Raw genomic sequence first — 25,885 nt, 5'->3', positions numbered from 1 at the left:
AGTTGCGACTACGGTGGGACCGGCGCGAGCGCCAGCACGCGGCCCGTGAGGAGACACCACCGAGTATGACCGTGAACGGGTACCTGTCATGATCGACCGATTCGCGCGACCCCCCGCGTCCGCCCGGGACACACTGGCCGTCCCGTTGAGCCTGTCTGAGCTGGAGCAATATCTGGCCAGGGCTGCTGATCTGCTGCGCGGCAGCATCGACCAGGCGGACTTCAAGGCGTACATCTTCCCGCTGGTGTTCTTCAAGCGGATCAGCGACGCCTACACCGAGGAGTATGAGCGGGCGCTCGCGGAGTCGGACGGTGACCACGAGTACGCGTCGTTCGCCGAGAACCACCGTTTCGGCATTCCGGAGGGCAGCCTGTGGGAGGACGTGCGTGCCCGCACCCAGAATGTGGGGCAGGCCCTGGTGACCGCCTTCCGGGCGATCGAGAAGGCCAACCCGGACGTGCTGTACGGCATCTTCGGCAGCGCTGCCTGGACGAACAAGGACAAGCTGCCCGACGCCAAGCTGCGTGACCTCATCGAGCACTTCTCGACCAGGACGTTGAGCAATGCGGTCGTCGCACCGGATGTGTTCGGGCAGGCGTACGAATATCTCATCAAGCGGTTCGCGGACCAGTCCAACAAGAAGGCCGGTGAGTACTACACCCCGCGCCCGGTGGTGAAGCTGCTCGTCGACATCCTGGATCCGCAGGAGGGTGAGACGGTCTACGACCCGGCGTGCGGCACGGGCGGCATGCTCATCGAGGTCATCGAGCACGTGAAGCGCCAGGGCGGTCGGCCGCAGACCCTCTGGGGCAGGCTGTTCGGCCAGGAGAAGGTGCTCGCCACCTCCGGCCTCGCCAAGATGAACCTGCTCCTGCACGGCGTCGAGGACTTCAAGATCGCCCAGGAGGACACCCTCCGGTCGCCGGCCTTCTACGACGGCTCGCGCCTCGCCCAGTTCGACTGTGTCATCGCCAACCCGCCGTTCTCCCTCAAGAACTGGGGCGACGTGGCCTGGGGCACCGACCCGTGGGGCCGCAACCGCCTGGGGGGAGTACCGCCCAAGGGTTATGCCGACTGGGCCTGGGTCCAGCACATGATCGACTCGGCATCGCCCGGGACCGGTCGGGTCGCCGTCGTGCTGCCGCAGGGCGCGTTGTTCCGCCAGGGTGCCGAGGGGCGCATCCGTGAGTTCGTCTTGAAGGCGGACCTGGTCGAGGCCGTGATCGGTCTCGCACCGAATCTCTTCTATGGCACCGGCCTCGCCGCCTGCGTGCTCATCCTGCGCCGCCGCAAGGCCGACGAGCGCAAAGGCAGGGTGCTGTTCGTCAACGGCGAGACGCTGTTCAAGCGCGGCCGTAACCAGAACACCCTCGAACCCGAGCACGCCGACGCCCTGCTGCGCGCCTGCCGGGAGTTCGCCGAGGCGCCCGGCCTGGCGGCGGTCGCCACGCTCGACGACATCCGGGGGCACGGCTTCAACCTCAACATCCCGCTGTACGTCGCCCCGGCCGACGGGGGCGACCAGCCGACCCTGGAGCAGGCCCTGACCGACCTCGAAGCGGCCCACGCCGCTGCCCGGGAGACCCGCGCCGCGTTGGAAGCCGAACTCGCCCGGTGGGGCCTCGCCCCGGCGGAGGTGACGGCGTGAACGCCCGCATCACCCAGCGCGAACTGGAGTCGTACCTGTGGGGCGCAGCCGTCGTGCTGCGCGGCCTCATCGATGCCGGCGACTACAAGCAGTACATCTTCCCGCTGGTCTTCCTCAAGCGGCTCTCCGACGTCTACGACGAGGAGCATGCAGCCGCGCTGAAGGTCTACGGTGACGACGAGTTGGCCGACCTGCCGGAGAACCACCGTTTCGCCATCCCCGACGGTGCCCACTGGCAGGACGTCCGCAAGGTCGCGAGCGACGTGGGCACGGCGATCCTCACCGCCATGCGGGCGATCGAGTCGGCCAACCCGGACACCCTGGCCGGTGTCTTCGGCGACGGCGACTGGGGCAACAAGAATCTGCTCCCCGACGCGACCATCAAGCAGCTCGTCGAGCACTTCTCCACCAAGACGCTCACGGTGGCCAACCTGCCCGAGGACGAACTCGGTCAGGGGTACGAGTACCTCATCAAGAAGTTCGCCGACGACTCCGGCCACACCGCGCAGGAGTTCTACACCAACCGCACCCTCGTCCACCTGATGACGATGATGCTCAGGCCCGAGCCGGGGGAGTCGGTCTACGACCCGACCTGCGGCACCGGTGGCATGCTCATCTCCACCGCCGCCGAGCTGCGCCGCCAGGGCAAGGAGTGGCGCAACCTGCGCCTGTACGGGCAGGAACTCAACTACGGCACGTCGGCCATCGCCCGGATGAACCTGTTCCTGCACGGCATCGCCGACGGCCACGTCGCGCACGGCGACACGCTCACCAGGCCCGCCTTCCTCGATCGCGGCGGTCAACTGAGAACCTTCGACGTGGTGCTGGCCAACCCCCCGTACTCCATCAAGGCGTGGAACCGCACCGCGTTCACCAACGACCCGTACGGCCGAAACATGTGGGGCGTTCCGCCGCAGGGCCGCGCCGACTATGCCTTCTTCCAGCACATCGCCGCCAGCCTCGACCAGAGGACCGGCCGCGCCGCGATCCTCTTCCCGCACGGCGTGCTGTTCCGCCGGGAAGAGGCGGCTCTGCGCGAGAAGTTGGTGCGGTCCGACCTGCTGGAAGCCGTCATCGGACTCGGAGCCGGGCTGTTCTACAACTCGCCCATGGAGGCCGTGGTGGTCACGCTGCGCGCCAGTAAGTCCGCCGAGCAACGCGGCAAAGTTCTCTTCATCAACGCGGTCAACGAGGTCGCCCGCGAGCAGGCACAGTCGTTCCTGCGTGAGCATCACCAGAAGAGGATCCTGGCGGCATACGAGGCGTTCGCCGATGATGACGGATTCGCTGCCGTCGCTACCCTCGACGAGATCGCCAATCAGCAGTACAGTCTAGCGATTCCGCTCCATGTAGCAGCTGACGCTGCCGCTGATGAGGCTGGTCAGATGAGCGTTCCCGCAGCGGCAACCCTGTGGCTAGCTGCGGCTACCGATGCCGACATCGCGATTGACGGTGTGCTCGCCTTCGTGCGAAAGGAGCTGTCTCGGTGACGCTCAGCCTTGACAAGAGTAGTTGGGGGCGTGTCGCCTTGGGGGACGTTGCGGCACCTTCGAGGGAAAAGGTGGATCCTGGCTCGGGCGTCGTTGATCGGTACGTTGCTGGCGAGCACATGGATACGGACGACCTGAAGATCCACCGTTGGGGTCAAGTGGGCGACGGATACCTCGGGCCTGCCTTCCATCGGCGGTTCCATCCGGGTCAGGTGCTCTATGGTTCCCGTAGGGCTTACCTGCGCAAAGTGGCGGTCGCTGATTTTAGCGGCATTACCGCCAACACGACATTTGTCGTTGAGACTAGGGACTCCGGCCAGCTTTTGCAGAGTTTTCTGCCCTTCGTGATGAAATCGGATGCGTTTCATGCTTTCGCTGTTCGTGAGTCGAAGGGGTCTGTGAATCCATACCTCAACTGGTCTGACATTGCGCGTTACGATTTCGAACTTCCGCCGCTTGACGAGCAGGGGCGTCTCGCCGAACTCCTCTGGAGTGTTGAGCGTGACCGCCGTGCGGCGACTCGTGTGGTCTCGACTGTTGGCCGAGTCGCAGAAGAAGTAGTTGATGCACTTCTCGCAGAGCCAGTCTTCCCTCAGCGTCGCATCTCTGAAGTCCTTGGGATATGTCAGTATGGACTATCCGTGCGGGCTGCCGAAAATGGCACCTATCCCATGCTCCGCATGACGAATCTGGATGCGGGTGTGGTGGTGGGTCGTGATCTCAAGTACTGCGAGCTTGGTGATGCCGAACTCGCCGCCTATCGCGTTGCCAAGGGTGACGTGCTATTCAATCGGACGAACAGCTTTGAGCACGTTGGGCGGTCGGGTCTTTTTGGGTTGGATGGCGATTTCGTTTTCGCATCGTATTTGGTGAGACTTCGGCCCGATCCAAGTGTTCTGGATTCGAGATTCCTCAACTATTTCATTAATTCGAGGCTCGGCCAGAAGCGCATTCGGATGCATATTTCAAAAGGTGTTCAGCAGGCGAATATCAGCGCGAGCAAGCTCAAGTTGGTCACCCTGCCGCTGCCCAATCTGGCGGAACAGCGCAAGATTGTCGATCGAATCGAGACCCTCAGTGAGCAGCGGGATGCGGCGGTGAGGCATGTCTCTGCCGCTGGCGCGCTTTATGCGACTCTCAGCCGGGCGATCTTCGGAGGTGAGCGGTGACCTTCACCGAGGCAAATACGGTGCGGGACTTGGTGCGGGATGTTGTCGCCTGCACCGCCGTTCAGTTCGTGGCTGGCAAGGATCTGCCGCGTCGGGTGGACGAGGTGTTGCTGGAGGGGCCGGTCACGGAGGCGCTGCGGCGGTTGAACCCGGCGATCGAGGCCGACCCCCGACGGGCGGACGAGGTCATCCATCACCTGCGGGCGATCATCCTGGCTGCCCGGCGTACGCCGAATCCGGTGGTGGCGAACGAGGAGTTCGCCGCGTGGCTGACCGGGCAGAAGTCGATGCCGTTCGGCCCGTCGGGGGAGCACGTCACGATCCGGCTCATCGACTTCGACAACCCGGAGCCGAGCGCCAACCAGTGGATGATCTCCACGGAGGTGACGTACAAGGTCGGGCGGGTGGAGCGCCGTTTCGACCTGGTGCTGTGGTGCAACGGCTTCCCGTTGGTCGTGGGTGAGGCGAAGTCCCCGGTCCGGCCGGCGTACACGTGGATCGACGCGGCGGCGCAGATCAACGAGGACTACGAGGTCAACGTCCCAGCCTTCTTCGTGCCGAACGTGTTCAACTTCGCCACCGAGGGCAAGGGCTTCCGCTACGGCTCGGTCGGCATGACGGTCGACCTGTGGGGCCCGTGGCGCGAGGAGACCGCCGATGACGCCCCGACGCCGAGCGGCCTGGCGGCGGTGCGCGCGGCCGTCGCGGGCGTGCTGTCACCAGCGGCGGTGCTGGACTTCCTGCGCTTCTTCACGGTCTTTGCCACGGACAAGAAGCATCGCAAGATCAAGATCATTGCCCGCTTCCAGCAGTTCCAGGCGACGAACCTCATCGTGGCGCGGGTGCTGACCGGCGAGATCAAGCAGGGCCTGATCTGGCACTTCCAGGGTTCGGGCAAGTCGCTGCTCATGGTGTTCACCGCGCAGAAGCTGCGTGCCACGGCCGGGCTGACGAACCCCACGGTGATCATCGTGGTCGACCGGATCGACCTGGACACCCAGATCACCGGCACGTTCAACGCCTCGGACGTGCCGAACCTGGTCTCCACCGACAGTCGCCGTGAGCTGCAAGCCCTCCTCGGTACGGGCGCGCGCAAGGTCATCATCACCACGGTGCACAAGTTCGGCGAGGCACCCGGGGTGCTGGACGACCGCGACAACATCATCGTCATGGTCGACGAGGCCCACCGTTCCCAGGAGGGCGACTATGGCCGCAAGATGCGCGAGGCCCTGCCGAACGCGTTCCTGTTCGGTCTGACCGGCACTCCCATCAACAGGCGCGACCGCAACACTTTCATGTGGTTTGGGTCCACTTTGGACGACGGTGGCTACCTGTCGCGGTACTCGTTCCAGGATTCGATCCGGGACGGGGCGACGCTGCCGCTGCACTTCGAGCCGCGCCTGTCGGAGATCCACCTCGACGCGGCGGCGATCGACGCCGCGTTCGCCGAGCTGGCCGAGCAGCATGGGCTGACCGAGGCCGACAAGAGCACGCTGTCACGGCGGGCCGCCTCGTTGGAGTCGCTGATCAAGGCCGACGGGCGGGTTCGCCGGATTGCCGCCGACATCGCCGGGCACTTCCGGGCGAAGGTCGAGCCGCAGGGCTTCAAGGCTCAGGTGGTGGTCTACGACAAGCCGACCTGCGTCGCCTACAAGGCGGAACTCGACAAGCTCCTCGGCCCCGACGCCTGCACCGTCGTCATGAGCCACAGCGCGCGGGACCCGAAGGGATGGAAGGAATACACCCCCGACCGGGTCGAGTTGGAGCGGATCACCGCCCGGTTCAACGACCCGGCCGACCCGCTGAAGATCATCATCGTGACTGCCAAGCTGCTCACCGGGTTCGACGCGCCGATCCTCTACGCGCAGTACGTCGACAAGCCGCTCAAGGAGCACAACCTGCTCCAGGCGATCACCCGCACCAACCGGGTCTACCCGCCGGCCAAGACACACGGTCTGATCGTCGACTACCTGGGCATCTTCGACGACGTCGCCAAGGCGTTCGCCTTCGACGAGAAGAGCGTCCAGCAGGTCATCAGCAACATCGACGTGCTGCGCGGTCAGCTCGGCCCGGCCATCCAGGCCGCGCTGGCCTTCTTTCCCGGCGTCGACCGGACCGTGGGCGGCTACGAGGGGCTCATCGCCGCGCAGACCGCGATCAGCGGCGACGCGGCCCGCGACGCCTTCGGCCAGGCATTCAGCGTCGTCGCCCAACTCTGGGAGACCCTCAGCCCCGACCCGGTCCTCTCGACCCACCAGGCCGACTACCGGTGGCTCACCGACGTCTACGAGTCGGTGCGGCCGGCGGACGTCGCCGGCCGGCTGGTATGGCACACCCTCGGCGCGAAAACCCTGGAACTCATCAACGCGCACGTCACCGTGGAGGTGCCCCGCACCGACCTCGACACGATCGTCCTGGACGCCCAGGTGATCGAGGACCTGATGTCGGGCCGGCCAACGGACGTCGACCCCATCGAGGTCGAAAAGTGGATTACCGCCCGCATCGCCAGGCACCTGGGTAATCCTGTCTTCATCGAACTCGGCAAGCGGCTCACGGCACTGCGGGAGAAGTACGCGCACTCCCAGCAGGCCAGCCTGGAGTTTCTCAAGGAGCTGTTCCTCCTGGCCAAGGACACCGTGGCCGCAGAGAAGGAAGCCGCCGAGGTCCCCCGCGAGGAGCAGGGCAAGGCGGCCCTGACGGAGCTGTTCCAGTCCCTCAGGGGCAACGGAACCCCGATCATCGCCGAACGGATCGTCGCCGAGGTCGACGAGGTCGTGCGGGCGGTGCGCTTCACGGGCTGGCAGGACACCCGCGACGGCGACCGCCTGGTCCAGCAGGCCCTCCGCAAGACGCTCTACATCAAATTCAAGATCCGTGACCCCGACGTGTACGAGCGGGCCCTCGGCTACATCCGCGAGTACTACTGACGGCGGTTCACGGGTGTGCGGGCACCCTGGCAGTCACCTTGACTCGCGCACGGGCCGTTGCTGCCGGTCTCGGGATCGCTCGTGGCTGATTGATCGACTCGTTGGCGGCGACATAGCGGTGTCCTGATTGTGGGATACCGCTACATCGCCGCCATGGAGTGGATCAACCGGCCGGGGTCACACGTTTCGCTTGGTGGTGTGGGTGAAAGAAGTCCAGGCGGCTGGGGTGAAGGTGAGCACCGGCCCCGCCGGGTCCTTGCTGTCGCGTACGGCGACGATGCCGGGCAGGTTGTCGGCGACCTCGACGCACTCGCCGCCGTTTCCTGCGCTGCGGGTGCTCTTGCGCCAGCGCGCACCGCTCAGATCAACCATGGTGGACCTCCCCGATGATCTTGTTGATCAGTTGCCTCGATTGTTCCTCATCGAGGGTAAGAGTTAGCAGGCTCGACCAGACCTTCTCATAGGCGGCGAACTCACCTGGTCGGTCGAGGTAGAGAGCGCCGGTGATGGCCTCGCTGTAGACCACCGATGGATCTGGGGTGCTCCGGTTTCCGAGCGGGAAGTCGAGCAGGACGAACTCGCCAGCAACCGTGCCGTGGTGGGGGCCGGCGATCAGGGGCATGACGCGGATCGAGATGTTGGGTTGCTCGCTGAGCTGAAGCAGCCTCCGGAGTTGGTCCGCCATCGTGGCCGAGCTGTCGACCGGGCGGAGCAGCACGGACTCGCAGAGCACGACCTCGACCTGCGGGGCCTTCGGCAGACGGCGGGTGAGCAGCGATTGCCGCTGCGACCGCAGCTCGACCGCCAGCTCCCGATCTTCCTGGCTCATCTCCGGCTGGTCGATCCGATAGATGCCCAGCGCATAGTCCCGGCTTTGCAGAATGCCCGGCACGAGACTGTTCTTGTAGAAGCGTAGCCTCGACGCGGCGGATTCGAGGCCGACGTACAGCTCGAACCAGTCGGGAATGGCGTCGCCGTACGCGTGCCACCAGCCCTTCGCCCTCGTCTCACCGGCCAGTGCGATCAGCGCCCGGGTCAGCTCGTTCTTCGCCCGGTACAGCTCGCACATGGCCCGCACGTCGATGCTGCGCGCCGAGCCGAGCCCGCTCTCGATGCGCCACACCTTCTGCCGGCTGCACTCCAGCGCCTCGGCGGCGGCGTCCAGCGTGATCCCGGCCTCGGTGCGCAGGTCACGCAGCGCCCTGCCGAGTCGGCGACGGGGCACCGTCGATCCCATGTCCTCGGCCATCCGGCCTCCTTGTCCGTTGCATTTTGCAACATCCCGACGCTCCATACTGAAACACCGAATGTTGCCGGAGATTAGCGGAACAGTGTGCGGGGACATTCATTGAGATAGCGCCTCCGACCTTACAAGATGGCGTTGTCAAAGGCGATGGTCGTGGAATTTCCACGGCCCACTAATTGCCGCATCGAATGGTCGTCGAGGAGGTGCGCCGTGCGCGTGATTCCCCATCAGGTCCGCCCCACCGGCACCCACCTGGCGGCACGCCGGTGAGCGGGCGCTGGGTGGCGCACCTGCCGTTCACCGCCGCCGACCTGCCCGCCGCCCACCGGTTCGCGGCGGCGCTGGCCCGGTCGGTGACGTTCCTGTCGCAGGTGGACGCCGGTGAGGCGACCGTCTCGGCCGAGGACGAACAGGGCGTACGCCATCGGGTCTTCTGCGACCTGCCGCTGCCCGGCGGGCCGCGCTGCGTGCGCCGCGTCGACCACGACGGGCCCTGCACGGCCCGGCCGCCCCGGTGACCGGCGCACCCACCGTGGCCTGCCCGGACTGCGACGGCACCGCCCCGGTCGGCTGCCACCGCTGCGGGTGGCGGGGTCGGCGGCGGGCCCAGCTCGTGCTGACCGTGGCCAACCTCGACACCGGCGCGGTCGCCTCCCACGAGGTGCTGCCCGCCGGCCTCGAACCCCGTCCACAGGCGGCGGGCGGCTGGGCGGTCGACCTGACCTCCCGGGTACGCGACCTGGCAGCCGAGGCCGGCGTCGCCGTCACCGTGGACCCGGTGGTCGTACCGGTGCCGACGGGCTGGCGGCCCGACCTGCCGGCGGCCGAGCGGCAGGAGCTTGCGGCGCGGGCCCTCGCCGGGGCGGCCCGGCCGGGGTGGCGGGTGTGGGTGGGCCGGTCGACTGCCCCGCCCCCGGTCGACCCGGCACAGCGGCTGGTCCGGCTCTGCGCGCTGGCCGACCTGCTCCTGCTCGACCTGGTCGTGGAGGCCCGCCGGTACGGCGACACCCTGCGCTGGGCCGTCCGGTACGAGGTGCCCGGCTCCCCGGTGCCCGGCCTGCCACCGGAGCCGGGCTACGCCGACCTGACGGCGGCCCTGGCCGGCACCGACGTGGCCGACGCGCTGACCGGGCTCGGCGAGCGCGGCCGGCACGCCCCCGCGCGGCTGCTCCGCCCCGACCCGCTGCGGGCGTCGGCCCCGGCGGCGACCATCAGCGTGGCGCGGGTCGCCCGGCGGGTGCGCGCCGACTGCGCGGGCCGAGTGGGCGGCGGCCGGCCGCCCGGCGCGCAGGCCGTGTGGCGGGACGGCCGCTGGTGGCACACCGCACTGCGCCCCGACGCCCCGGCGCACGACGACCCGGTCGGCAGGCCCACCGGCCTGCGCCGCGACCGGCCGCAGCAGCCCGACGGCCCGGGCCGTGGCACGACACCCCGGCCCGACGGCGCGAGCAGCGACCGGACGCGTCGTCCCGACGGCGCGCACCGTGGTGGGACGCCGCTGCACCGGGCCGCCGAACCACCGGACCCGCCGTGGCTCGGCGAGCCGGTGCCGTCACGGCCCTGCCCGACCTGCCGCCCCGCCCGCCGCCCGGTGGCATCGGTGCTGCCCTGCGCCACCTGCGCCGGCACCGGCCGGGTGCACCGGGCCGCCCTGATCACCCTGACCGACCTACGGTGCCGGGTGGTCCACCTCGCGTGGCGGGCCGGCACACCGGAACCCGTGTCGACGGCCAGCGTGAGGCCGGGCGGCCGGTCGGTTGTCCGGCTCCCCGACCGCTACCGGCTGGGTGCCTGGGCGACCGTGTTCGGCGTACGCCCGGAGGATCTCGCCGAGGCCGACGGCGGCCACGCCCTCCCGCCGGACGTGCGCGACGGCTACGTCGCCCTGCCCTGGGCCGGCGCGGACCCGGTAGGGGAGCAGGTGGCCTCCGTCGGCCCGGCACTGCCCGCCGCTCGCCTGCTGATCACCGCCGTACGCCCCGACGCGCCGCCGCTGGCCGAGCTGCTCCGGCTCGCCTACGGTCTGGACCTGGCCCTGCTCGTGAACGTGCTGGACCTGCGACGGCACCCGGTCGCGCCGCTGCGGACGCACGGGGTGCTCTGGTCGGTCGACCTGCGCCCGCCGGCCACCCCGGTACGCCCCGACGACCTGCCCGACCGCCCCAGCCTCGCGGCGGCCGTGGCGCACTGCCTGGAATGTCTCGACGTCACCCTCCCGCAGACCGTGCCGGCCGACCCCCGGACGCCGGTCCCGGTGCCCCGGTCAACGTCCCGTCCGCTGCCGCCCGACCCGGTGCCGGGGCTGCGGCGGCTGGCCGCCCGGCATCACGGCCGCCCGCTCAGCGTCCGCTTCACCCGGGCCGGCCGCACCGTCCATGGTCATGACGACGACGGCCCCTGCCTGATCGCCGAGGACGACGACCTGCGCGTTCCCCGATTGACGTGACCTGCCGGAGAACATATGTTCGACGCGTGCCGGAGGGAGTCGGAGCCGACCGGGCCGCCGCCGCGCCGCTGCCTGCCCAGCAGGCCGTGCGCGACCGGCGGTTGATCCACTCATCGGTGGCGATGTAGCGGTGTCCCGGTCGTCGGATACCGCTACATCGCTGACGTGGAGACGATCAAGCCGCCCGGCCGGTCACTCCGGGACGCGGCGGTACGCGCCGTCGCTGGCCGAGGTCGCCATCGAGGCGTACGCGCGCAGGGCGGCGGACACCGGGCGTTGCCGGTCGAGCGGGGTGTAGGGCCGGTCCCGCTTCTCCTGCGCCACCCGGCGGGCCTCCAGCACGTCGTCAGGCACGTTCAGCGCGATCGACCGGGCCGGGATGTCGATGACGATCTCGTCGCCGGGCTCGACAAGCGCGATCAGCCCACCGGAGGCCGCCTCGGGGGAGGCGTGCCCGATGGACAGCCCGGAGGTGCCGCCGGAGAACCGGCCGTCGGTGAGCAGCGCACACGACCGGCCCAGCCCGCGCCCCTTGAGGAACGAGGTGGGGTAGAGCATCTCCTGCATGCCGGGCCCGCCCTTGGGGCCCTCGTAGCGGATCACCACGACGTCCCCGGCGACGATCTCCTTGGCGAGGATCGCCGCGACCGCGTCGTCCTGCGACTCGTAGACCTTGGCCGGGCCCCGGAAGGTCAGGCACTCGTCGGGCACCCCGGCGGTCTTGACCACGCAGCCGTCGGGCGCGAGGTTGCCGTGCAGGATGGCCAGCCCACCGTCGGCGCTGTAGGCGTGCGCCCGGTCCCGCACGCACCCCTGCGCGGCGTCGGTGTCCAGGGTGGACCAGCGGTTGGTGGTGGAGAACGGCTCGACGGTGCGCACCCCGCCGGGCGCGGCGTGGAACAGCTCGACCGCCTCCGGGGTGGGGGAGCCGCTCCGGACGTCCCAGTCGGTGAGCCACTGGGCCAGCGAGGGGGAGTGCACGGCGTGCACGTCGCGGTGCAGCAGGCCGGCGCGGTCCAGCTCACCGAGGATGGCCGGGATGCCGCCCGCCCGGTGCACGTCCTCCATGTGGTAGTTCGGCGAGTTCGGGGCGACCTTGGCCAGGCAGGGCACCCGGCGGGAGACGGCGTCGATGTCGGCGACGGTGAAGTCGAGTTCGGCCTCACGGGCGGCGGCGAGCAGGTGCAGGATCGTGTTGGTCGATCCGCCCATCGCCACGTCGAGGGCGACCGCGTTGTCGAACGCCTTGCGGTTGGCGACGTTGCGGGGCAGCACGGAGGCGTCGTCGTGGTCGTACCACCGCTTGGCGATGTCGACGACGGTGCGGCCGGCCTCGACGAAGAGCGACCGGCGTGCGGCGTGGGTGGCCAGCGTCGAGCCGTTGCCGGGCAGGGCCAGGCCGATCGCCTCGGTGAGGCAGTTCATCGAGTTGGCGGTGAACATGCCGGAGCAGGAGCCGCAGGTCGGGCAGGCGGAGCGCTCGATCTCGCCGAGCTGGTCGTCGGTGACGGCCTCGTTGGAGGAGGCGATCATGGCGTCGATCAGGTCGATCTTGGAGTGCACCACGCCCTCGATCGCGACCGTCTTGCCGGCTTCCATCGGGCCGCCGGAGACGAAGACCGTCGGGATGTTGAGCCGCAGCGCGGCCAGCAGCATCCCCGGGGTGATCTTGTCGCAGTTGGAGATGCAGACCAGGGCGTCGGCGCAGTGCGCGTTGACCATGTATTCGACCGCGTCGGCGATCAGCTCCCGGCTGGGCAGCGAGTAGAGCATCCCGCCGTGGCCCATGGCGATGCCGTCGTCCACGGCGATGGTGTTGAACTCGCGCCCCACCCCGCCGGCCTCGGCCACCGCGTCCGCGACCAGGCCACCCATGTCCTTGAGGTGTACGTGGCCGGGGACGAACTGGGTGAAACTGTTCGCGATGGCGACGATCGGCTTACCGAAGTCGTCGTCGGTCATCCCGGTGGCCCGCCAGAGGGCCCGGGCGCCGGCCATCGTCCGACCGTGGGTGGAGGTCCTCGACCGCAGCTCAGGCATGGGTACCAGTCTTGCACCGTCCGGCGGGCGGCAACCACCGCGCGCGCCGTGTCCCAACAGTTGCACACCCGGTACCCCGTGGCCGACGCCGATCCGGCACAGTTGTGGTCGTGCGTTTACCCCCGGGCATGGTCGCCGTGGCGGTGTTGAGTGGCCTGCTGGCCGCCGCCGCCACCGCACTGCTGGCCGATTCGGCCCGGCGTCGCGGCGGGCCGCACCGCCAGGCCCACCTGCTGTTCGCCCTGGCCGCCGCCGTCGCCCTGGCCACCCTGGTCGCCGGCGGCGTCGCGCTGCTCGGCGCGACCGAGCACGGGGCGCACCAGCGCGGGCGGCACCCGGGCTGGGCGTCGGTGATCGCCGGCGGCACCGCGCTGACCGGGCTGGCGTTCTGCGCCGGGCTGCTCCGGCTGCCCGGCGCGATGGTGGCCCGGGCCGCCGCCGCCCGGCTGCTGCTCGACGGGCTGGTCGTGGCCACCTCGATCTGGTTCGTCGGCTGGGTGCTCCTGTCGGAGCCGACCCGCCTGCTCGGGCCGGCAACGCCGAGCGCCTGCCCGGCGATCCTGCTCGCCTCGGTGACCGCGGCGATCACCGCCGGCCTCACCGGCATGGTGGTGGCCCGCGCCGACGGCCCCCGGACCCGCCTGGCCGTGCTCGGCACCGGCATCACCGCGACCGCCACCGGTGGTCTCGTGGTGGCCGCCGGGGTCTGCCAGGGCGGCTCGGCGATGGCGGTGACCGGGATGGCGCTGCTCGCCGTGGGCCTGCTCGCCGGGGCGTTCGCCGTGCACCGGGTCGACGCCCCCGGCCAGGTCGACATCGACCTGATCCGCCGCGACGGGGAGTACGCCTTCATCCCGATGGTCGCGATGGCCGGCTCGGCGATGTACCACCTGATGCAGGGGGGCCGGTTCGACGCGCTGGGCATCGTCGCCGGCAGCCTGGAGGGGTTCGCGCTGGTCACCCGGCAGTACCTCACCCTCAACGACGTGCGCCGCTATGCCGGCCGGCTGGCCGAACGGGAGGCGCATTTTCGTGAACTGGCCCACACCGACCCGCTGACCACCCTCGCCAACCGGCGTGGCCTGCTGCGGGAGATGCAGCGCTGCGCCGCCGAGGGGGGCGACTGCGTGCTGCTCGGGCTCGACCTGGACGGTTTCAAGAACGTCAACGACATGCGCGGCCACGACGTCGGCGACATGGTGCTCGCCGAGGTGGGGCGGCGGCTGCGGAGCAACCTGCGCCCCGGTGACCTGGCCGCCCGGCTCGGTGGGGACGAGTTCGCGGTGCTGATGCGGGGCCGCCCGGCCGACGCGGACGTGGTGGCCGAGCGGTTGCTGGGGGTCCTCGGCCGGCCGTACGACCAGGCGGGCGGGGCGGTCTTCCTCTCGGTCAGCATCGGGGTGGCCGGCCAGGGCGGCGACCCGGACGTGGTCGGCCTGCTGCGCCACGCCGACCTGGCCCTGCGCTACGCCAAGCAACGCGGCAAGAACCGCATCGAGCGCTACGACGGCAGCTACGACCGGCTGCTGACCCGGCGAACCCGGCTGGAGCACGAGATGCGCGGCGCGATCGAGCGCGACGAGTTGCGGCTGGCCTTCCAGCCGGTGGCCTCGCTGCCCTCGGTCCGGCCGGTGGGCGCCGAGGCCCTGCTGCGCTGGCACCACCCCGAGCTGGGCAACATCCGGCCGGACGAGTTCATCCCGCTGGCCGAGGAGTGCGGGATGATCGCCAAGCTGGGAGCCTGGGTGCTGCACCAGGCGTGCTGGCAGCTGTCCCGGTGGCTCGCCGACGGCCACGACGTCTGGGTCTCGGTCAACGTCTCCCCGCGCGAGCTGCACGCCCCGGAGTACGTGGTGCAGGTCGCCGAGGCGCTGCGCGCCCACCACGTACCGCCGCAGCGACTGGTGCTGGAGGTCACCGAGCACGCCGTCGCCACCGACCTCGACGAGCTGATCCGTCGGCTGACCGCGCTGCGGCTGACCGGGGTACGCATCGCGCTGGACGACTTCGGGGCGGGCTACTCGTCGCTGGGGCAGCTACGCCGGTTGCCGATCGACATCCTCAAGATCGACCACAGTCTGGTCGCCGAACACGAGCCGGTCCGCCCGGTGGGGCGGGACGGGCCGGCCTTCGCCCCGATGGTCGACATCGTCATGCGGCTGGGCCACCAGCTGGGCATGGAGGTGATCGCCGAGGGGGTCACCACCCCGACGGAGCTGGCCGCGGTGGTCGCCGCCGGGTGCCGGTTCGGCCAGGGGGCGCTCTTCGGCTGGGGGGTGCCGGCCGAGCACCTGGAGGCGATGCTGGAGGCGGCCACCTCGCCGGGGGCCCGCCCCGCGTCGGCCCCGCCGGCCCCGCCGCCCGCCCCGCGTCGACCCACCCCCTCGCCGCTGCTGCCCCGGCTGCGATCCCACCCACCGGCGACGCCGCCGGTGCCCGCACCACGCCCCGCGTACGAGGAGTCCGCGCAGGCCGGGCCGGTTGACGAGACCCCCACCGGGGACGGCGTCCCCCGTTCGTGAACCAACATGTGGGATCAGTTGACTCATCGCGTGAGATGCGTCAGGCTTGGCCCATGTCGTCGAACCGGTCGCTGCGAGTACTTACCTGAGCGCACTCTCCTGCTGTCGAGAGTGCGCTGGCCCCGTGCATCTGCACGAGGGCCGTTTTTATTGCCGTCGGAACCACCGGGGCGCGTAGTCGCCCCTGTCGCACCTGCCGTAGCAGCTCCACCCAACTCCAGCCGAAGGCCTGAACCGCCATGACGAGACCCACGCCAGAGACCCTCGCCCACTCCGCCCGGCGGGCCCGCACCGTCACCGAGCCGGCCGGCGACGCCGACCCCACCACCACGCCGCGAGGCACCGCCGCCGCGGCCACCCCGGCCGTACGGCCGTCCGGGCCGGTCCCGGTCTCCGGCGCCGGTTCACTGGTGCGGTCGCTGGAGGCCCTCGGCGTCGACGTCGTCTTCGGCATCCCCGGCGGCGCGATCCTGCCCGCCTACGACCCGCTCTACGACTCGTCGGTGCGGCACATCCTGGTCCGGCACGAGCAGGGCGCCGGGCACGCCGCCACCGGCTACGCGCAGGCCACCGGCCGGGTCGGCGTCTGCATCGCCACCTCCGGGCCGGGCGCGACGAACCTGGTCACCCCGATCGCCGACGCCTACATGGACTCCGTCCCGATCGTCGCGATCACCGGCCAGGTGGCCCGGCCGTCGATCGGCACCGACGCCTTCCAGGAGGCGGACATCCAGGGCATCACCCTGCCGATCACCAAGCACAACTTCCTGGTGCAGACCGCCGAGGAGATCCCGCAGGTCCTCGCCGAGGCGTTCCACCTGGCCGCCACCGGGCGTCCGGGGCCGGTGCTGGTGGACATCCCCAAGGACGTCCTCCAGGCGGCGACGACCTTCTCCTGGCCGCCGACGCTGGACCTGCCCGGTTACCGGCCGACCCTGCACCCGCACGGCAAGCAGATCCGCGAGGCGGCCCGGCTGATGAGCGGCGCCCGCCGGCCGGTGCTCTACGTCGGCGGCGGGGTGCTCAAGGCCGGCGCGACCGAGGCGCTGCGCCAGCTCGCCGAGCTGACCGGCATCCCGGTGGTGACCACGCTGATGGCGTTGGGCGCGTTCCCCGACTCGCACCGCCAGCACCTGGGGATGCCCGGCATGCACGGCACCGTCGCCGCGGTCTACGGCCTGCAGAAGGCCGACCTGATCGTGGCGCTGGGGGCCCGGTTCGACGACCGGGTGACCGGCCAGCTCGACTCGTTCGCCCCGGACGCGACGGTGGTGCACGCCGACATCGACCCGGCCGAGATCGGCAAGAACCGGCACGCCGACGTCCCGATCGTGGGCGACGCCAAGCACGTCATCGAGGAGCTGATCGCGGCGGTGACGACCGACCAGAAGGCCGGCCGCCGCACCGACCTCGGCGACTGGTGGCACCAGCTCGACGACCTGCGCGAGCGTTACCCGCTGGGCTACGACGAGCCCGCCGACGGCACCCTGTCCCCGCAGTACGTGATCAAGCGGCTGGGCGAGATCGCCGGTCCGGACGCGATCTACGTGGCGGGGGTCGGCCAGCACCAGATGTGGGCCAGCCAGTTCATCTCGTACGAGAAGCCGGGCACCTGGCTCAACTCCGGCGGCCTCGGCACCATGGGGTACGCCGTCCCGGCGGCGATGGGCGCCAAGGTCGGCCGGCCGGACACGGTGGTCTGGGCGGTGGACGGCGACGGCTGCTTCCAGATGACCAACCAGGAGCTGGCCACCTGTGCCCTGGAGGGCATCCCGGTCAAGATCGCCGTGATCAACAACGGCAACCTGGGCATGGTCCGGCAGTGGCAGACCCTGTTCTACGAGGGGCGCTACTCCAACACGGAGCTGGGCACCCACAAGCACCGCATCCCGGATTTCGTCAAGCTGGCCGAGGCGCTCGGCTGCATCGGCCTACGCTGCGAGAACGCCGCCGACGTCGACAAGACGATCGAGGCGGCGATGGCGATCACCGACGCCCCGGTGGTCATCGACTTCACGGTCGGCAAGGACGCGATGGTCTGGCCGATGGTCGCCGCCGGCACCAGCAACGACGAGATCATGTTCGCCCGGGGTGTCCGCCCGGCGTTCGACGAGGACGACATCTGAGATGAGTGCCCGAATCCCCGGGACCGTGCGGTGGCACGGCCCGACCGAGCGAAGCGAGACGGCGGCATGACCCTGCACACCCTGTCCGTGCTGGTGGAGAACAAGCCCGGTGTCCTGGCCCGGGTCTCCGGCCTGTTCTCCCGGCGCGGGTTCAACATCGACAGCCTGGCCGTCGGTGAGACCGAGAACCCCGACGTCTCCCGGATCACCATCGTGGTCAACGCCGACTCGTCGCCGCTGGAGCAGGTCACCAAGCAGCTCAACAAGCTGGTCAACGTACTCAAGATCGTCGAGTTGGACCCGCAGGTCTCGGTGGCCCGGGAACTGCTGCTGGTCAAGGTGCGCGCGGACCGCGCGGCCCGCGCGCAGGTGCTGGAGACGGTTGCCCTGTTCCGGGCCCGGGTGGTCGACGTGGCACCGGACACCCTCACCGTCGAGGCCACCGGCACCCCCGACAAGCTCGACGCGCTGCTGCGCGACCTGGAGCCGTTCGGGATCAAGGAGATGGTCCAGTCGGGCACGGTGGCGATCGGGCGCGGCTCGCGGTCGATCACCGCCGGCCCCTCGTTGCGCGCGGCCTGACCGCGCGCCCACCCGCCACCGCACACAGTCCACGACGGTCCGACGAGACCGCCGTACGAAAGGGAAGTCAATGAGCGTTGAGGTGTACTACGACGACGACGCCGACCTGGGCCTGATCCAGGGCCGCAAGGTCGCCGTGATCGGGTACGGCAGCCAGGGCCACGCCCACGCGTTGTCGCTGCGCGACTCCGGTGTCGACGTGGTGATCGGCCTGCCGGCGGGCTCCAAGAGCCGGCCCAAGGCCGAGGAGCAGGGCCTGCGGGTGCTCACCCCGGCCGAGGCGTCGGCCGAGGCCGACGTGATCATGATTCTGGCGCCGGACACCGCCCAGCGGTCCATCTACGCCGAGTCGATCGCCCCCAACCTCGCCCCCGGCAAGGCCGTCTTCTTCGGTCACGGCTTCAACATCCGCTACGGCCTGATCACCCCGCCGGCCGACGTGGACGTGGCGATGGTCGCCCCGAAGGGCCCCGGCCACCTGGTCCGCCGCCAGTACGTCGACGGCAAGGGCGTGCCCTGCCTGGTCGCCGTCGAGCAGGACGCCAGCGGCAACGCCTTCCCGCTCGCCCTGGCGTACGCCAAGGGCATCGGCGGCACCCGGGCCGGCGCCATCAAGACCACCTTCACCGAGGAGACCGAGACCGACCTCTTCGGCGAGCAGGCGGTCCTCTGCGGCGGCGCGGCGGCCCTGGTGCAGACCGGTTTCGAGGTGCTCACCGAGGCCGGCTACGCCCCCGAGGTGGCCTACTTCGAGTGCCTGCACGAGCTGAAGCTCATCGTCGACCTCATGTACGAGGGCGGCATCGCCAGGATGCGCTACAGCATCTCCGACACCGCCGAGTACGGCGACCTCTCCCGGGGCCCGCGTGTGGTCGACTCCCGGGTCAAGGAGGAGATGCGCAAGATCCTCGGCGAGATCCAGTCCGGCGAGTTCGCCCGCGAGTGGGTGGCCGAGGACGAGGCCGGCCGGCCGAACTTCGCCAAGTGGCGTGCCGAGGGCGCGGCGCACCCGATCGAGGAGACCGGGCAGAAGCTGCGTTCGATGATGAGCTGGGTGGACCGCCCGCTCACCGAGACCGCCTGACCCGCACCCGCCCCGCACCGGGGATCGTCCGGTCTCCGGGTGGTCCCCGGGCGGTCTCCGGGTGGTCCCGGGTGTCGCTGGCCGTCTCTGGCCGTCCCCGGCGGGCCGGCCGGCTGGGGTCGTCCCGGTCGCCGATCCGGCCGGTGCGGCCAGGGCCTCCAGCGGCGCTGAGCGGCCGGTGGGCTGAGCGGCCGGTGGGCTGAGGTGCCGTGGCTGAGGCTCCGACGGTGCGGGGTTTCCGGTGGGCTGAGCCTTCGACGGCGTCGAACTTGCGGTGGGGCCGCTGGGGGCCGTCGACTCCGCCGGGTGTGTCGCAGGCTGGCTATGTTGTCGAGTGAAGCGTTATGACTGGGTGGCATATTTATGCCGCCCAGTCATAACGCTTTCTGGGTAAACAGAGTCGAGTGGCCGCCGCCGCCACCGCCGCCGCCACCGCCGCCGCCACCACCACTGTCGTTGCTGCCGCCGCGACCGTCGTTGCCACCCCGCCACCGACGCGTGCCGCCCGGGTGACGTCGCCCGCGCCGCCGTGCGCCGTGTGTAGTGCCGGGTTCACCTGGCGGGATGGGGTGAGCGACGCCTCATCGGGCCGAATCGGGCGGCATTACGCGCTCCGGGCCGGATGAACGGGGGATGACAGGCGTGCGACAACGCTGTGTGAGGGCCCTCACCCCGCAGACCGGGACATGCCGACCGGGGTGCCCCCTACGATCCTTGGTGAGGTGCGTGACCGGCACCTGACGGCCATGGCACGGATCGGCGCAGGGCGCATCGCGGCGCCCGGTCGCCCCGGCCGACCTAAAATACGACGTCTACGAGGACCGATGAATCCTGTCGTACTGATCGCCGAAGAACTCGCCCCCGCCGCCATCGAGGTGCTCGCGCACGACTTCGACGTGCGCCACGTCGACGGCACCGACCGCCCGGCCCTGCTCTCCGCGCTGGCCGAGGCCGACGCGGTGATCGTGCGCAGTGCCACGCAGATCGACGCCGAGGCGATCTCCGCCGCGCCGCGCCTGAAGGTGGTCGCCCGGGCCGGCGTCGGGCTGGACAACGTCGAGGTTCCGGCCGCCACCGCGCGGGGCGTCATGGTCGTCAACGCTCCCACCTCCAACATCGTCTCCGCCGCCGAGCAGGCCGTCGCGTTGCTGCTCGCCGTCGCACGTAACACCGCGAGCGCCAGCGCCGCGCTCAAGGCCGGCGAGTGGAAGCGGTCGAAGTACACCGGCGTCGAGTTGCAGGGCAAGACCGTCGGCGTGGTCGGCCTCGGCCGCATCGGCGTGCTCTTCGCGTCCCGCATCGCCGCCTTCGGCACCCGGCTGATCGCGTACGACCCCTACATCCAGCCGGCCCGCGCCGCCCAGCTCGGCGTCCGCCTGGTGGGGCTGGAGGAGCTGCTGCGGGAGGCCGACTTCATCTCGATCCACCTGCCCAAGACCCCGGAGACGGTCGGCCTGATCGGCGAGAAGGAGCTGGCGATCGTCAAGCCGGGCGTCCGGATCGTCAACGCCGCCCGGGGTGGCCTGGTCGACGAGCAGGCCCTGGCCGACGCGATCGCCGAGGGTCGGGTCGCCGGCGCCGGCGTCGACGTGTACGCCAAGGAGCCGTGCACCTCGTCCCCGCTGTTCGCCTTCGACAACGTGGTGGCCACCCCGCACCTGGGCGCGTCCACCCACGAGGCGCAGGACAAGGCCGGCCTGGCCGTGGCCAAGAGCGTCAAGCTGGCGTTGCAGGGCGAGTTCGTGCCGGACGCGGTGAACGTGCAGGCCGGTGGCGTCGTCGCCGAGGACGTCCGGCCGCTGCTGCCGCTGGCCGAGAAGCTGGGCCGGGCGTTCACCGCCGTGGCCGGCGGGGTGGCCGCCAGCGTCACCGTCGAGGTGCGCGGCGAGATCGTCAACCACGACGTGTCGGTGCTCAAGCTCGCCGCCACCAAGGGGCTGTTCAGCTCGGTGGTCGAGGAGCAGGTCACCTACGTCAACGCGCCGCACCTGGCCGCCGAGCGGGGCGTCGAGGTGGCCCTGGTCACCCAGGCCGAGACGGCGGACCACCCGAACCTGGTCACCATCCGGGGTGCGCTGCCCGACGGCCGTACGGTCAGCGTCTCCGGCACGGTCGCCCACGCCGGTGCCCGGGACGTCCTCAAGCTGACCGAGGTCGACGGGTTCGACGTGGAGATCGGCGCCGAGGGCATCCTGCTCTTCCTGCGCTACGCCGACCGGCCGGGCGTGGTCGGCACCGTCGGCACGCTGCTCGGTGAGGCCGGCATCAACATCGCCGCGATGCAGGTGGCCCGCCGGGAGGCCGGCGGTGAGACCCTGATGACCCTCACCGTCGACCAGGCGCTCGGCGCGGACCTGCTCACCTCCGCGGCCGACTCGATCGGCGCGACCGCCGCCAGCGCGGCGGACCTGCGCGACGAGTAGTCGCACCCGCACGCAGGCGCAGGGCCCGGCCACCCGGCCGGGCCCTGCGCCGTCCACACCCGACGGACTGCCGCGCGGGATCGAGCCGGTGCGGGTGCGCCGGGTCGCGGCAGGAGCGGGCGTCGGGTCAGCGGGTGACGCGGGAGGGTGGCGGGTAGACCGAGCCGTCCTGCGGGTCGAAGAGCATCAGGTCGTACTCGCCGGCCAACCGCTCGATGTCGAGCAGCACCTGGTCGTCGCAGGTCGGGACGAGGTGCAACGCCACATGGTCGGACGCCGCGTGCAACGGCGAGACCTCCCACGGGGTGCCCTGGTGGGCGGGCCGGTCGGGGTAGGACGCGGTGAGGGCCCGGTAGAAGCCCACCACCCGGGGGTCCGGATACCGCTCGCCGTGCTGCCCTTCGCGGCACCGCCGCACCGCCGCCCGGACGTCCTCGGGCGTGGCCCCGTCGTGGAGGGCCCACACGCTCAGATCGAAACTCACGGCGGACAGCGTGCCATCACGCGCTCCTGCGGGCGACACTGACCCGCCGTGATTCCCGCAGGTGGTTCGAGTGTCCGGAGGACACGGTCCGCTGTGGAGACTCTTGCGTCGAGTTGCGTCGATTCGCTAGCGTATCGGAGCGGTCACCGGCAGCGTTGGACGTCGACCCGTCTTCGGGTGACGAGGCCGAACGTCCGGCCGGCCGGCCTGCACCCCTCGAATGCGCGAGCCACGCGCACTCGTCGCTGACCGGCCCCCACGGTCGTTGCCGAGACCGTGGGGGCCGATCGCCGGCCCGTCGACCGCGCCACCCCATGGACCCCCTCCACAGGTCGGCCGACGCGCCGCGGCACCGCTCAGCGGCGCCGGTGGGCGAAGAGAGCCTGATATGCCGAGTCGGTGCGGAACCACGCCAGCCCCACCGGCCCGGCCGCGTACAACGCGGTCGCGTAGGCGTCGGCGACGGCGAGGTCCGGCCCGACGACGGTCGCGGCGACCAACTGCCGGGCCGACTCACCGGTGTGCGGGTCGACGACGTGCCCCTGCCGGCCGGTCACCCCGGAGGTGCCCACCGCGCCGGCCGTCATCTCCAGCACCAGCGGGGCCCGTCGACCGTCGGTCGGGTGGTGCACCGCCACCCGCCACGGGCCGCCGTGCGCGGCGTGGCCGCGTACCGTCAGGTCGGCGCCGGAGAGCACCGCGTAGTCGGTGATGCCGGCGGCGCGTAACCGGGCCGCGGCCCGCTCCACCGCCCAACCGTTGAGCAGGCCGCCGGGGTCGAAGCCGCCGGGCACGGCCCAGGCGTCGAACCAGCCGTCGGTGGCGGCCCGCATGGCCGCACAGCGGTCCACCAGGTCGGTCAGCGGCGGGTACGACTCGGGGCTGATCTCGCCGCGCCGCAGCCGGGAGACCAGGCTCTCCGGCCGGTTCGGCCCGTAGGTGAGGTCGATGGCCCGTAGCTCGGCGACGGCGTCGCGCAGCGCGTCACCGACCACCCGCCGGCCCAGGTCCTCGGGGGCGTTGAGCAGGAGCGAGTATTCGGCGGTGCCGGTCCGGACGGCGTGCTGCACGGCGATCCGGCCGCCGGACGCTTCACCGGCCCGGTCGAGGCGGTGGCTGCGGGTGCCCAGGCGCAGGTCGGGGCGGCGGCGGGAGAATGTCGCCTGGTCCACCCAGCGGGTGCGCGGTTGCTCGTCCAGTCGGCCTGGCCCCCGCTGCTGCTCGGTCCGCATCACACTGCTCCTTCACCGACGGTGCCGCGGCGTCGCGACCGGTCCGTCCCGGGCCCCACGACCCGTCCTGCACCGACCCTAGGCAGTGGAGATGACCGCACCATGAATGCTGGCTGGGAGCCTGCTGAGCATTTCGCCCTCCCAGATAATGGAAGGCTCGTACCGGGAACCGGGACGGGGACGTACCGTTCACCCCAGCGGACGAGGTGAGGAGCGGCAGGTGGCACGGATCGCGGTGGTGGCCGGGGACGGGATCGGACCCGAGGTGGTCGCGCAGGCCCTCAAGGTCCTCGACGCCGTGCTCCCCGGGGTCGAGGCGACGCAGTACGACCTCGGCGCGGCGCGCTACCACCGCACGGGCGAGGTGCTGCCCGACTCGGTGCTGACCGAGTTGGCCGGCCACGACGCCATCCTGCTCGGCGCGGTGGGCGACCCCACCGTGCCGCCGGGCGTGCTGGAGCGCGGCCTGCTGCTGAAGCTCCGCTTCGCCTTCGACCAGTACGTCAACCTGCGCCCGTCCCGGCTCTGGCCCGGCGTGCCCGGCCCGCTGGTCAACGTCAAGCCGGGTGAGGTCGACCTGGTCGTCGTCCGGGAGGGCACCGAGGGCCTCTACGCCGGTGCCGGCGGCAGCCTGCACCGGGACACCCCGGCCGAGGTGGCCACGGAGGAGAGCCTGAACACCCGACACGGGGTGGAACGGGTCATCCGGGACGCCTTCGCCCGCGCCGCCCGCCGGGAGCGGCGCAAGGTCACCCTGGTGCACAAGACCAACGTGCTGACCCACGCCGGCTCGCTGTGGGCGCGGGCGTTCGCGGCCGTCGCCGCCGAGCACCCCGACGTCGCCACCGAGTACCAGCACGTCGACGCGGCCGCCATGTTCCTGGTCACCCAGCCCCAGCGCTACGACGTGGTGGTCACCGACAACCTGTTCGGCGACATCCTCACCGATATCGCCGCCGCGGTCACCGGGGGGATCGGCCTGGCGGCCAGTGGCTGCATCAACCCCACCGGGGCGTACCCGTCGATGTTCGAGCCGGTGCACGGCTCGGCGCCGGACATCGCCGGCAAGGGGGTCGCCGACCCGGTGGCCGCCGTGCTCTCCGCCGCGCTCCTGCTCGACCAGTTGGGTCACGCCGACGCCGCCGCCCGGGTGACCGACGCGGTCGCCGCCGAGCTGGTCGCCCGGACCCCGGGTGTGGCGTTGCGGACCGACGAGGTGGGGGACCGGCTCGCCGCGCACGCGGTGGCCTGATCCCGCCGGTAGCGGCCCTATCCACTGAACGACCGTTCGGGGTAGGTTTCTGGACAGCAGCTCGGTGCGTGGTTCCCGCGTGCCGTCAACCCGCAGGGAGGTCAGCGCGATGAGCGGTGGTGACATGCTCGATTTCGAGATCCGTCCGAATCCCGCGCCGGTATCCGCCGCCGAACGGGCCGCCCTGCTGGTCGACCCCGGCTTCGGCCGGGTCTTCACCGACCACATGGTCACCATCCGGTACGCCGACGGCAAGGGCTGGTACGACCCCCGGGTCGAGGCCCGCGCGCCGATCCCGATGGACCCGGCCACCGCCGTCCTGCACTACGCGCAGGAGATCTTCGAGGGGCTGAAGGCCTACCGGACGGCTGACGGCTCGATCACCATGTTCCGCCCGGAGGCCAACGCGGCCCGGTTCATCGCCTCCGCCCGGCGGCTGGCCATGCCGGAGCTGCCGGCGGAGCTGTTCGTCGAGTCACTGCGCAAGCTGGTCGAGATCGACCGGGACTGGATCCCCGAGGGCGCCGACACCAGCCTCTACCTGCGGCCGTTCATGTTCGCCAGCGAGGCCTTCCTCGGTGTCCGCCCGGCCAACGAATACCTCTACTGCGTCATCGCCTCGCCGGCCGGCGGGTACTTCGCCGGTGGGGTCAAGCCGGTCACTCTGTGGGTCTCCCCGGACTACACCCGGGCGGCCCCCGGCGGCACCGGCGCGGCCAAGTGCGGCGGCAACTACGCCGCGTCGCTGTCCGCCCAGGCGGAGGCGATCGAGGCCGGGTGCGACCAGGTGGTCTTCCTGGACGCGGTGGAGCGCCGCTACGTCGAGGAACTCGGCGGCATGAACGTCTTCTTCGTCTATGACGACAACACCCTGGTCACCCCGCCGTTGACCGGCACGATCCTGCCGGGCATCACCCGGGACGCGCTGCTCGACCTGGCCGCCGCGTCCGGGCACCGGGTCGTCGAACGCCGGGTGAGCTTCGACGAGTGGCAGGCCGACGCCGAGAGCGGCCGGCTGAGTGAGGTCTTCGCCTGCGGCACCGCCGCGGTGATCACCCCGGTCGCCCGGGTGCGGCACCCCGGCGGCGAGTTCGTGATCGGCGGCGGTGAGCCGGGCCGGTCCACCTCGGCGCTGCGGGAGCAGTTGGTGGCGGTCCAGCGCGGCGACGCCCCCGACCCGCACGGCTGGGTGACGCACCTGAGCTGACCGGCGG

At 70.9% G+C, this 25,885-nt stretch carries 18 protein-coding genes; 13 read left to right on the top strand and 5 right to left on the bottom strand.

The features are described from left to right. Positions 1 to 145: 145 nt before the first annotated feature. Genes AB0C22_RS10830 through AB0C22_RS10815 form a run of 4 tightly spaced genes read left to right on the top strand, consistent with a single transcriptional unit; the run spans position 146 to position 7,234 of the window. Positions 146 to 1,648 carry a class I SAM-dependent DNA methyltransferase gene (locus AB0C22_RS10830; protein WP_357534659.1) on the top strand — a complete coding sequence of 501 codons (1,503 nt, stop codon included), beginning with the start codon at positions 146 to 148 and terminating at the stop codon, positions 1,646 to 1,648. Continuing rightward, entirely contained in the window at positions 1,645 to 3,138 is a 1,494-nt protein-coding gene (locus AB0C22_RS10825; protein WP_357534657.1) for a class I SAM-dependent DNA methyltransferase, read from the top strand. Before AB0C22_RS10830 ends, AB0C22_RS10825 begins: the two co-directional genes overlap by 4 nt. Then, complete coding sequence (locus AB0C22_RS10820; RefSeq protein ID WP_219468078.1) at positions 3,135 to 4,307, top strand: restriction endonuclease subunit S; 1,173 nt, start codon at positions 3,135 to 3,137, stop codon at positions 4,305 to 4,307. The genes AB0C22_RS10825 and AB0C22_RS10820 overlap by 4 nt, the downstream gene beginning before the upstream one ends. Beyond that, the gene (locus AB0C22_RS10815; protein ID WP_357534655.1) at positions 4,304 to 7,234 is read left to right on the top strand and encodes a type I restriction endonuclease subunit R; all 2,931 of its coding nucleotides are present in this window, start codon (positions 4,304 to 4,306) and stop codon (positions 7,232 to 7,234) included. The genes AB0C22_RS10820 and AB0C22_RS10815 overlap by 4 nt, the downstream gene beginning before the upstream one ends. 177 nt (positions 7,235 to 7,411) lie before the next feature. Here the strand turns inward: AB0C22_RS10815 and AB0C22_RS10810 are convergent, their stop codons facing one another. Together AB0C22_RS10810 and AB0C22_RS10805 are read right to left on the bottom strand one after the other, a co-directional pair. Further along, positions 7,412 to 7,606, bottom strand: coding sequence for a DUF397 domain-containing protein (locus tag AB0C22_RS10810; RefSeq protein ID WP_219468084.1), 195 nt, complete (start codon positions 7,604 to 7,606; stop codon positions 7,412 to 7,414). Then, on the bottom strand, positions 7,599 to 8,483 hold the full coding sequence (locus AB0C22_RS10805; protein WP_357534652.1) for a helix-turn-helix transcriptional regulator: 885 nt from the start codon (positions 8,481 to 8,483) through the stop codon (positions 7,599 to 7,601). The genes AB0C22_RS10810 and AB0C22_RS10805 overlap by 8 nt, the downstream gene beginning before the upstream one ends. Positions 8,484 to 8,746: 263 nt before the next feature. Between AB0C22_RS10805 and AB0C22_RS10800 the strand changes: the two genes are divergently transcribed. Beyond that, positions 8,747 to 8,998, top strand: a complete 252-nt coding sequence (locus tag AB0C22_RS10800; RefSeq protein WP_219468089.1) for a hypothetical protein — start codon at positions 8,747 to 8,749, stop codon at positions 8,996 to 8,998. Beyond that, the gene (locus tag AB0C22_RS10795; RefSeq protein WP_357534650.1) at positions 8,995 to 10,926 is read left to right on the top strand and encodes a hypothetical protein; all 1,932 of its coding nucleotides are present in this window, start codon (positions 8,995 to 8,997) and stop codon (positions 10,924 to 10,926) included. The genes AB0C22_RS10800 and AB0C22_RS10795 overlap by 4 nt, the downstream gene beginning before the upstream one ends. A gap of 192 nt (positions 10,927 to 11,118) precedes the next feature. Here AB0C22_RS10795 and ilvD read toward each other — a convergent pair whose 3' ends face one another. After that, positions 11,119 to 12,966 carry a dihydroxy-acid dehydratase gene (gene ilvD / locus AB0C22_RS10790; protein WP_357534648.1) on the bottom strand — a complete coding sequence of 616 codons (1,848 nt, stop codon included), beginning with the start codon at positions 12,964 to 12,966 and terminating at the stop codon, positions 11,119 to 11,121. 110 nt (positions 12,967 to 13,076) lie between these two features. Here ilvD and AB0C22_RS10785 point away from each other — a divergent pair, with 110 nt between their 5' ends. From AB0C22_RS10785 to serA, 5 genes are all read left to right on the top strand, one after another. Continuing rightward, complete coding sequence (locus AB0C22_RS10785; RefSeq protein ID WP_357534646.1) at positions 13,077 to 15,488, top strand: bifunctional diguanylate cyclase/phosphodiesterase; 2,412 nt, start codon at positions 13,077 to 13,079, stop codon at positions 15,486 to 15,488. A gap of 239 nt (positions 15,489 to 15,727) precedes the next feature. Next, positions 15,728 to 17,614 (top strand): acetolactate synthase large subunit, encoded by a 1,887-nt coding sequence (locus tag AB0C22_RS10780; RefSeq protein WP_219468102.1) that lies wholly within the window; start codon positions 15,728 to 15,730, stop codon positions 17,612 to 17,614. 66 nt (positions 17,615 to 17,680) lie between these two features. Continuing rightward, positions 17,681 to 18,196: an acetolactate synthase small subunit gene (gene ilvN / locus AB0C22_RS10775; protein WP_208567278.1), complete on the top strand. Its 516-nt coding sequence runs from the start codon at positions 17,681 to 17,683 to the stop codon at positions 18,194 to 18,196. Between the two features lie 70 nt (positions 18,197 to 18,266). Continuing rightward, entirely contained in the window at positions 18,267 to 19,280 is a 1,014-nt protein-coding gene (gene ilvC, locus AB0C22_RS10770) for a ketol-acid reductoisomerase (RefSeq protein WP_219468105.1), read from the top strand. A gap of 824 nt (positions 19,281 to 20,104) precedes the next feature. Then, entirely contained in the window at positions 20,105 to 21,703 is a 1,599-nt protein-coding gene (serA, locus tag AB0C22_RS10765; protein WP_208567276.1) for a phosphoglycerate dehydrogenase, read from the top strand. A 127-nt stretch (positions 21,704 to 21,830) separates the two neighbouring features. Here serA and AB0C22_RS10760 read toward each other — a convergent pair whose 3' ends face one another. After that, complete coding sequence (locus AB0C22_RS10760) at positions 21,831 to 22,187, bottom strand: hypothetical protein (RefSeq protein WP_219468109.1); 357 nt, start codon at positions 22,185 to 22,187, stop codon at positions 21,831 to 21,833. A gap of 356 nt (positions 22,188 to 22,543) precedes the next feature. Continuing rightward, entirely contained in the window at positions 22,544 to 23,419 is an 876-nt protein-coding gene (locus AB0C22_RS10755) for an FAD:protein FMN transferase (RefSeq protein ID WP_219468113.1), read from the bottom strand. A gap of 220 nt (positions 23,420 to 23,639) precedes the next feature. Here AB0C22_RS10755 and AB0C22_RS10750 point away from each other — a divergent pair, with 220 nt between their 5' ends. Then, a complete protein-coding gene (locus AB0C22_RS10750) occupies positions 23,640 to 24,671 on the top strand; it encodes a 3-isopropylmalate dehydrogenase (protein ID WP_219468116.1) in 1,032 nt (343 codons plus the stop codon). A 109-nt stretch (positions 24,672 to 24,780) separates the two neighbouring features. Next, a complete protein-coding gene (locus AB0C22_RS10745; RefSeq protein ID WP_219468119.1) occupies positions 24,781 to 25,878 on the top strand; it encodes a branched-chain amino acid aminotransferase in 1,098 nt (365 codons plus the stop codon). Positions 25,879 to 25,885 lie beyond the last annotated feature (7 nt).

The organism is Micromonospora sp. NPDC048894 (genome assembly GCF_040649765.1).
In the GTDB taxonomy this organism is placed as follows: domain Bacteria; phylum Actinomycetota; class Actinomycetes; order Mycobacteriales; family Micromonosporaceae; genus Micromonospora; species Micromonospora antibiotica.
Note: the sequence above shows the minus strand (reverse complement) of the source record. Positions and strands in the feature narration are given on the sequence as shown.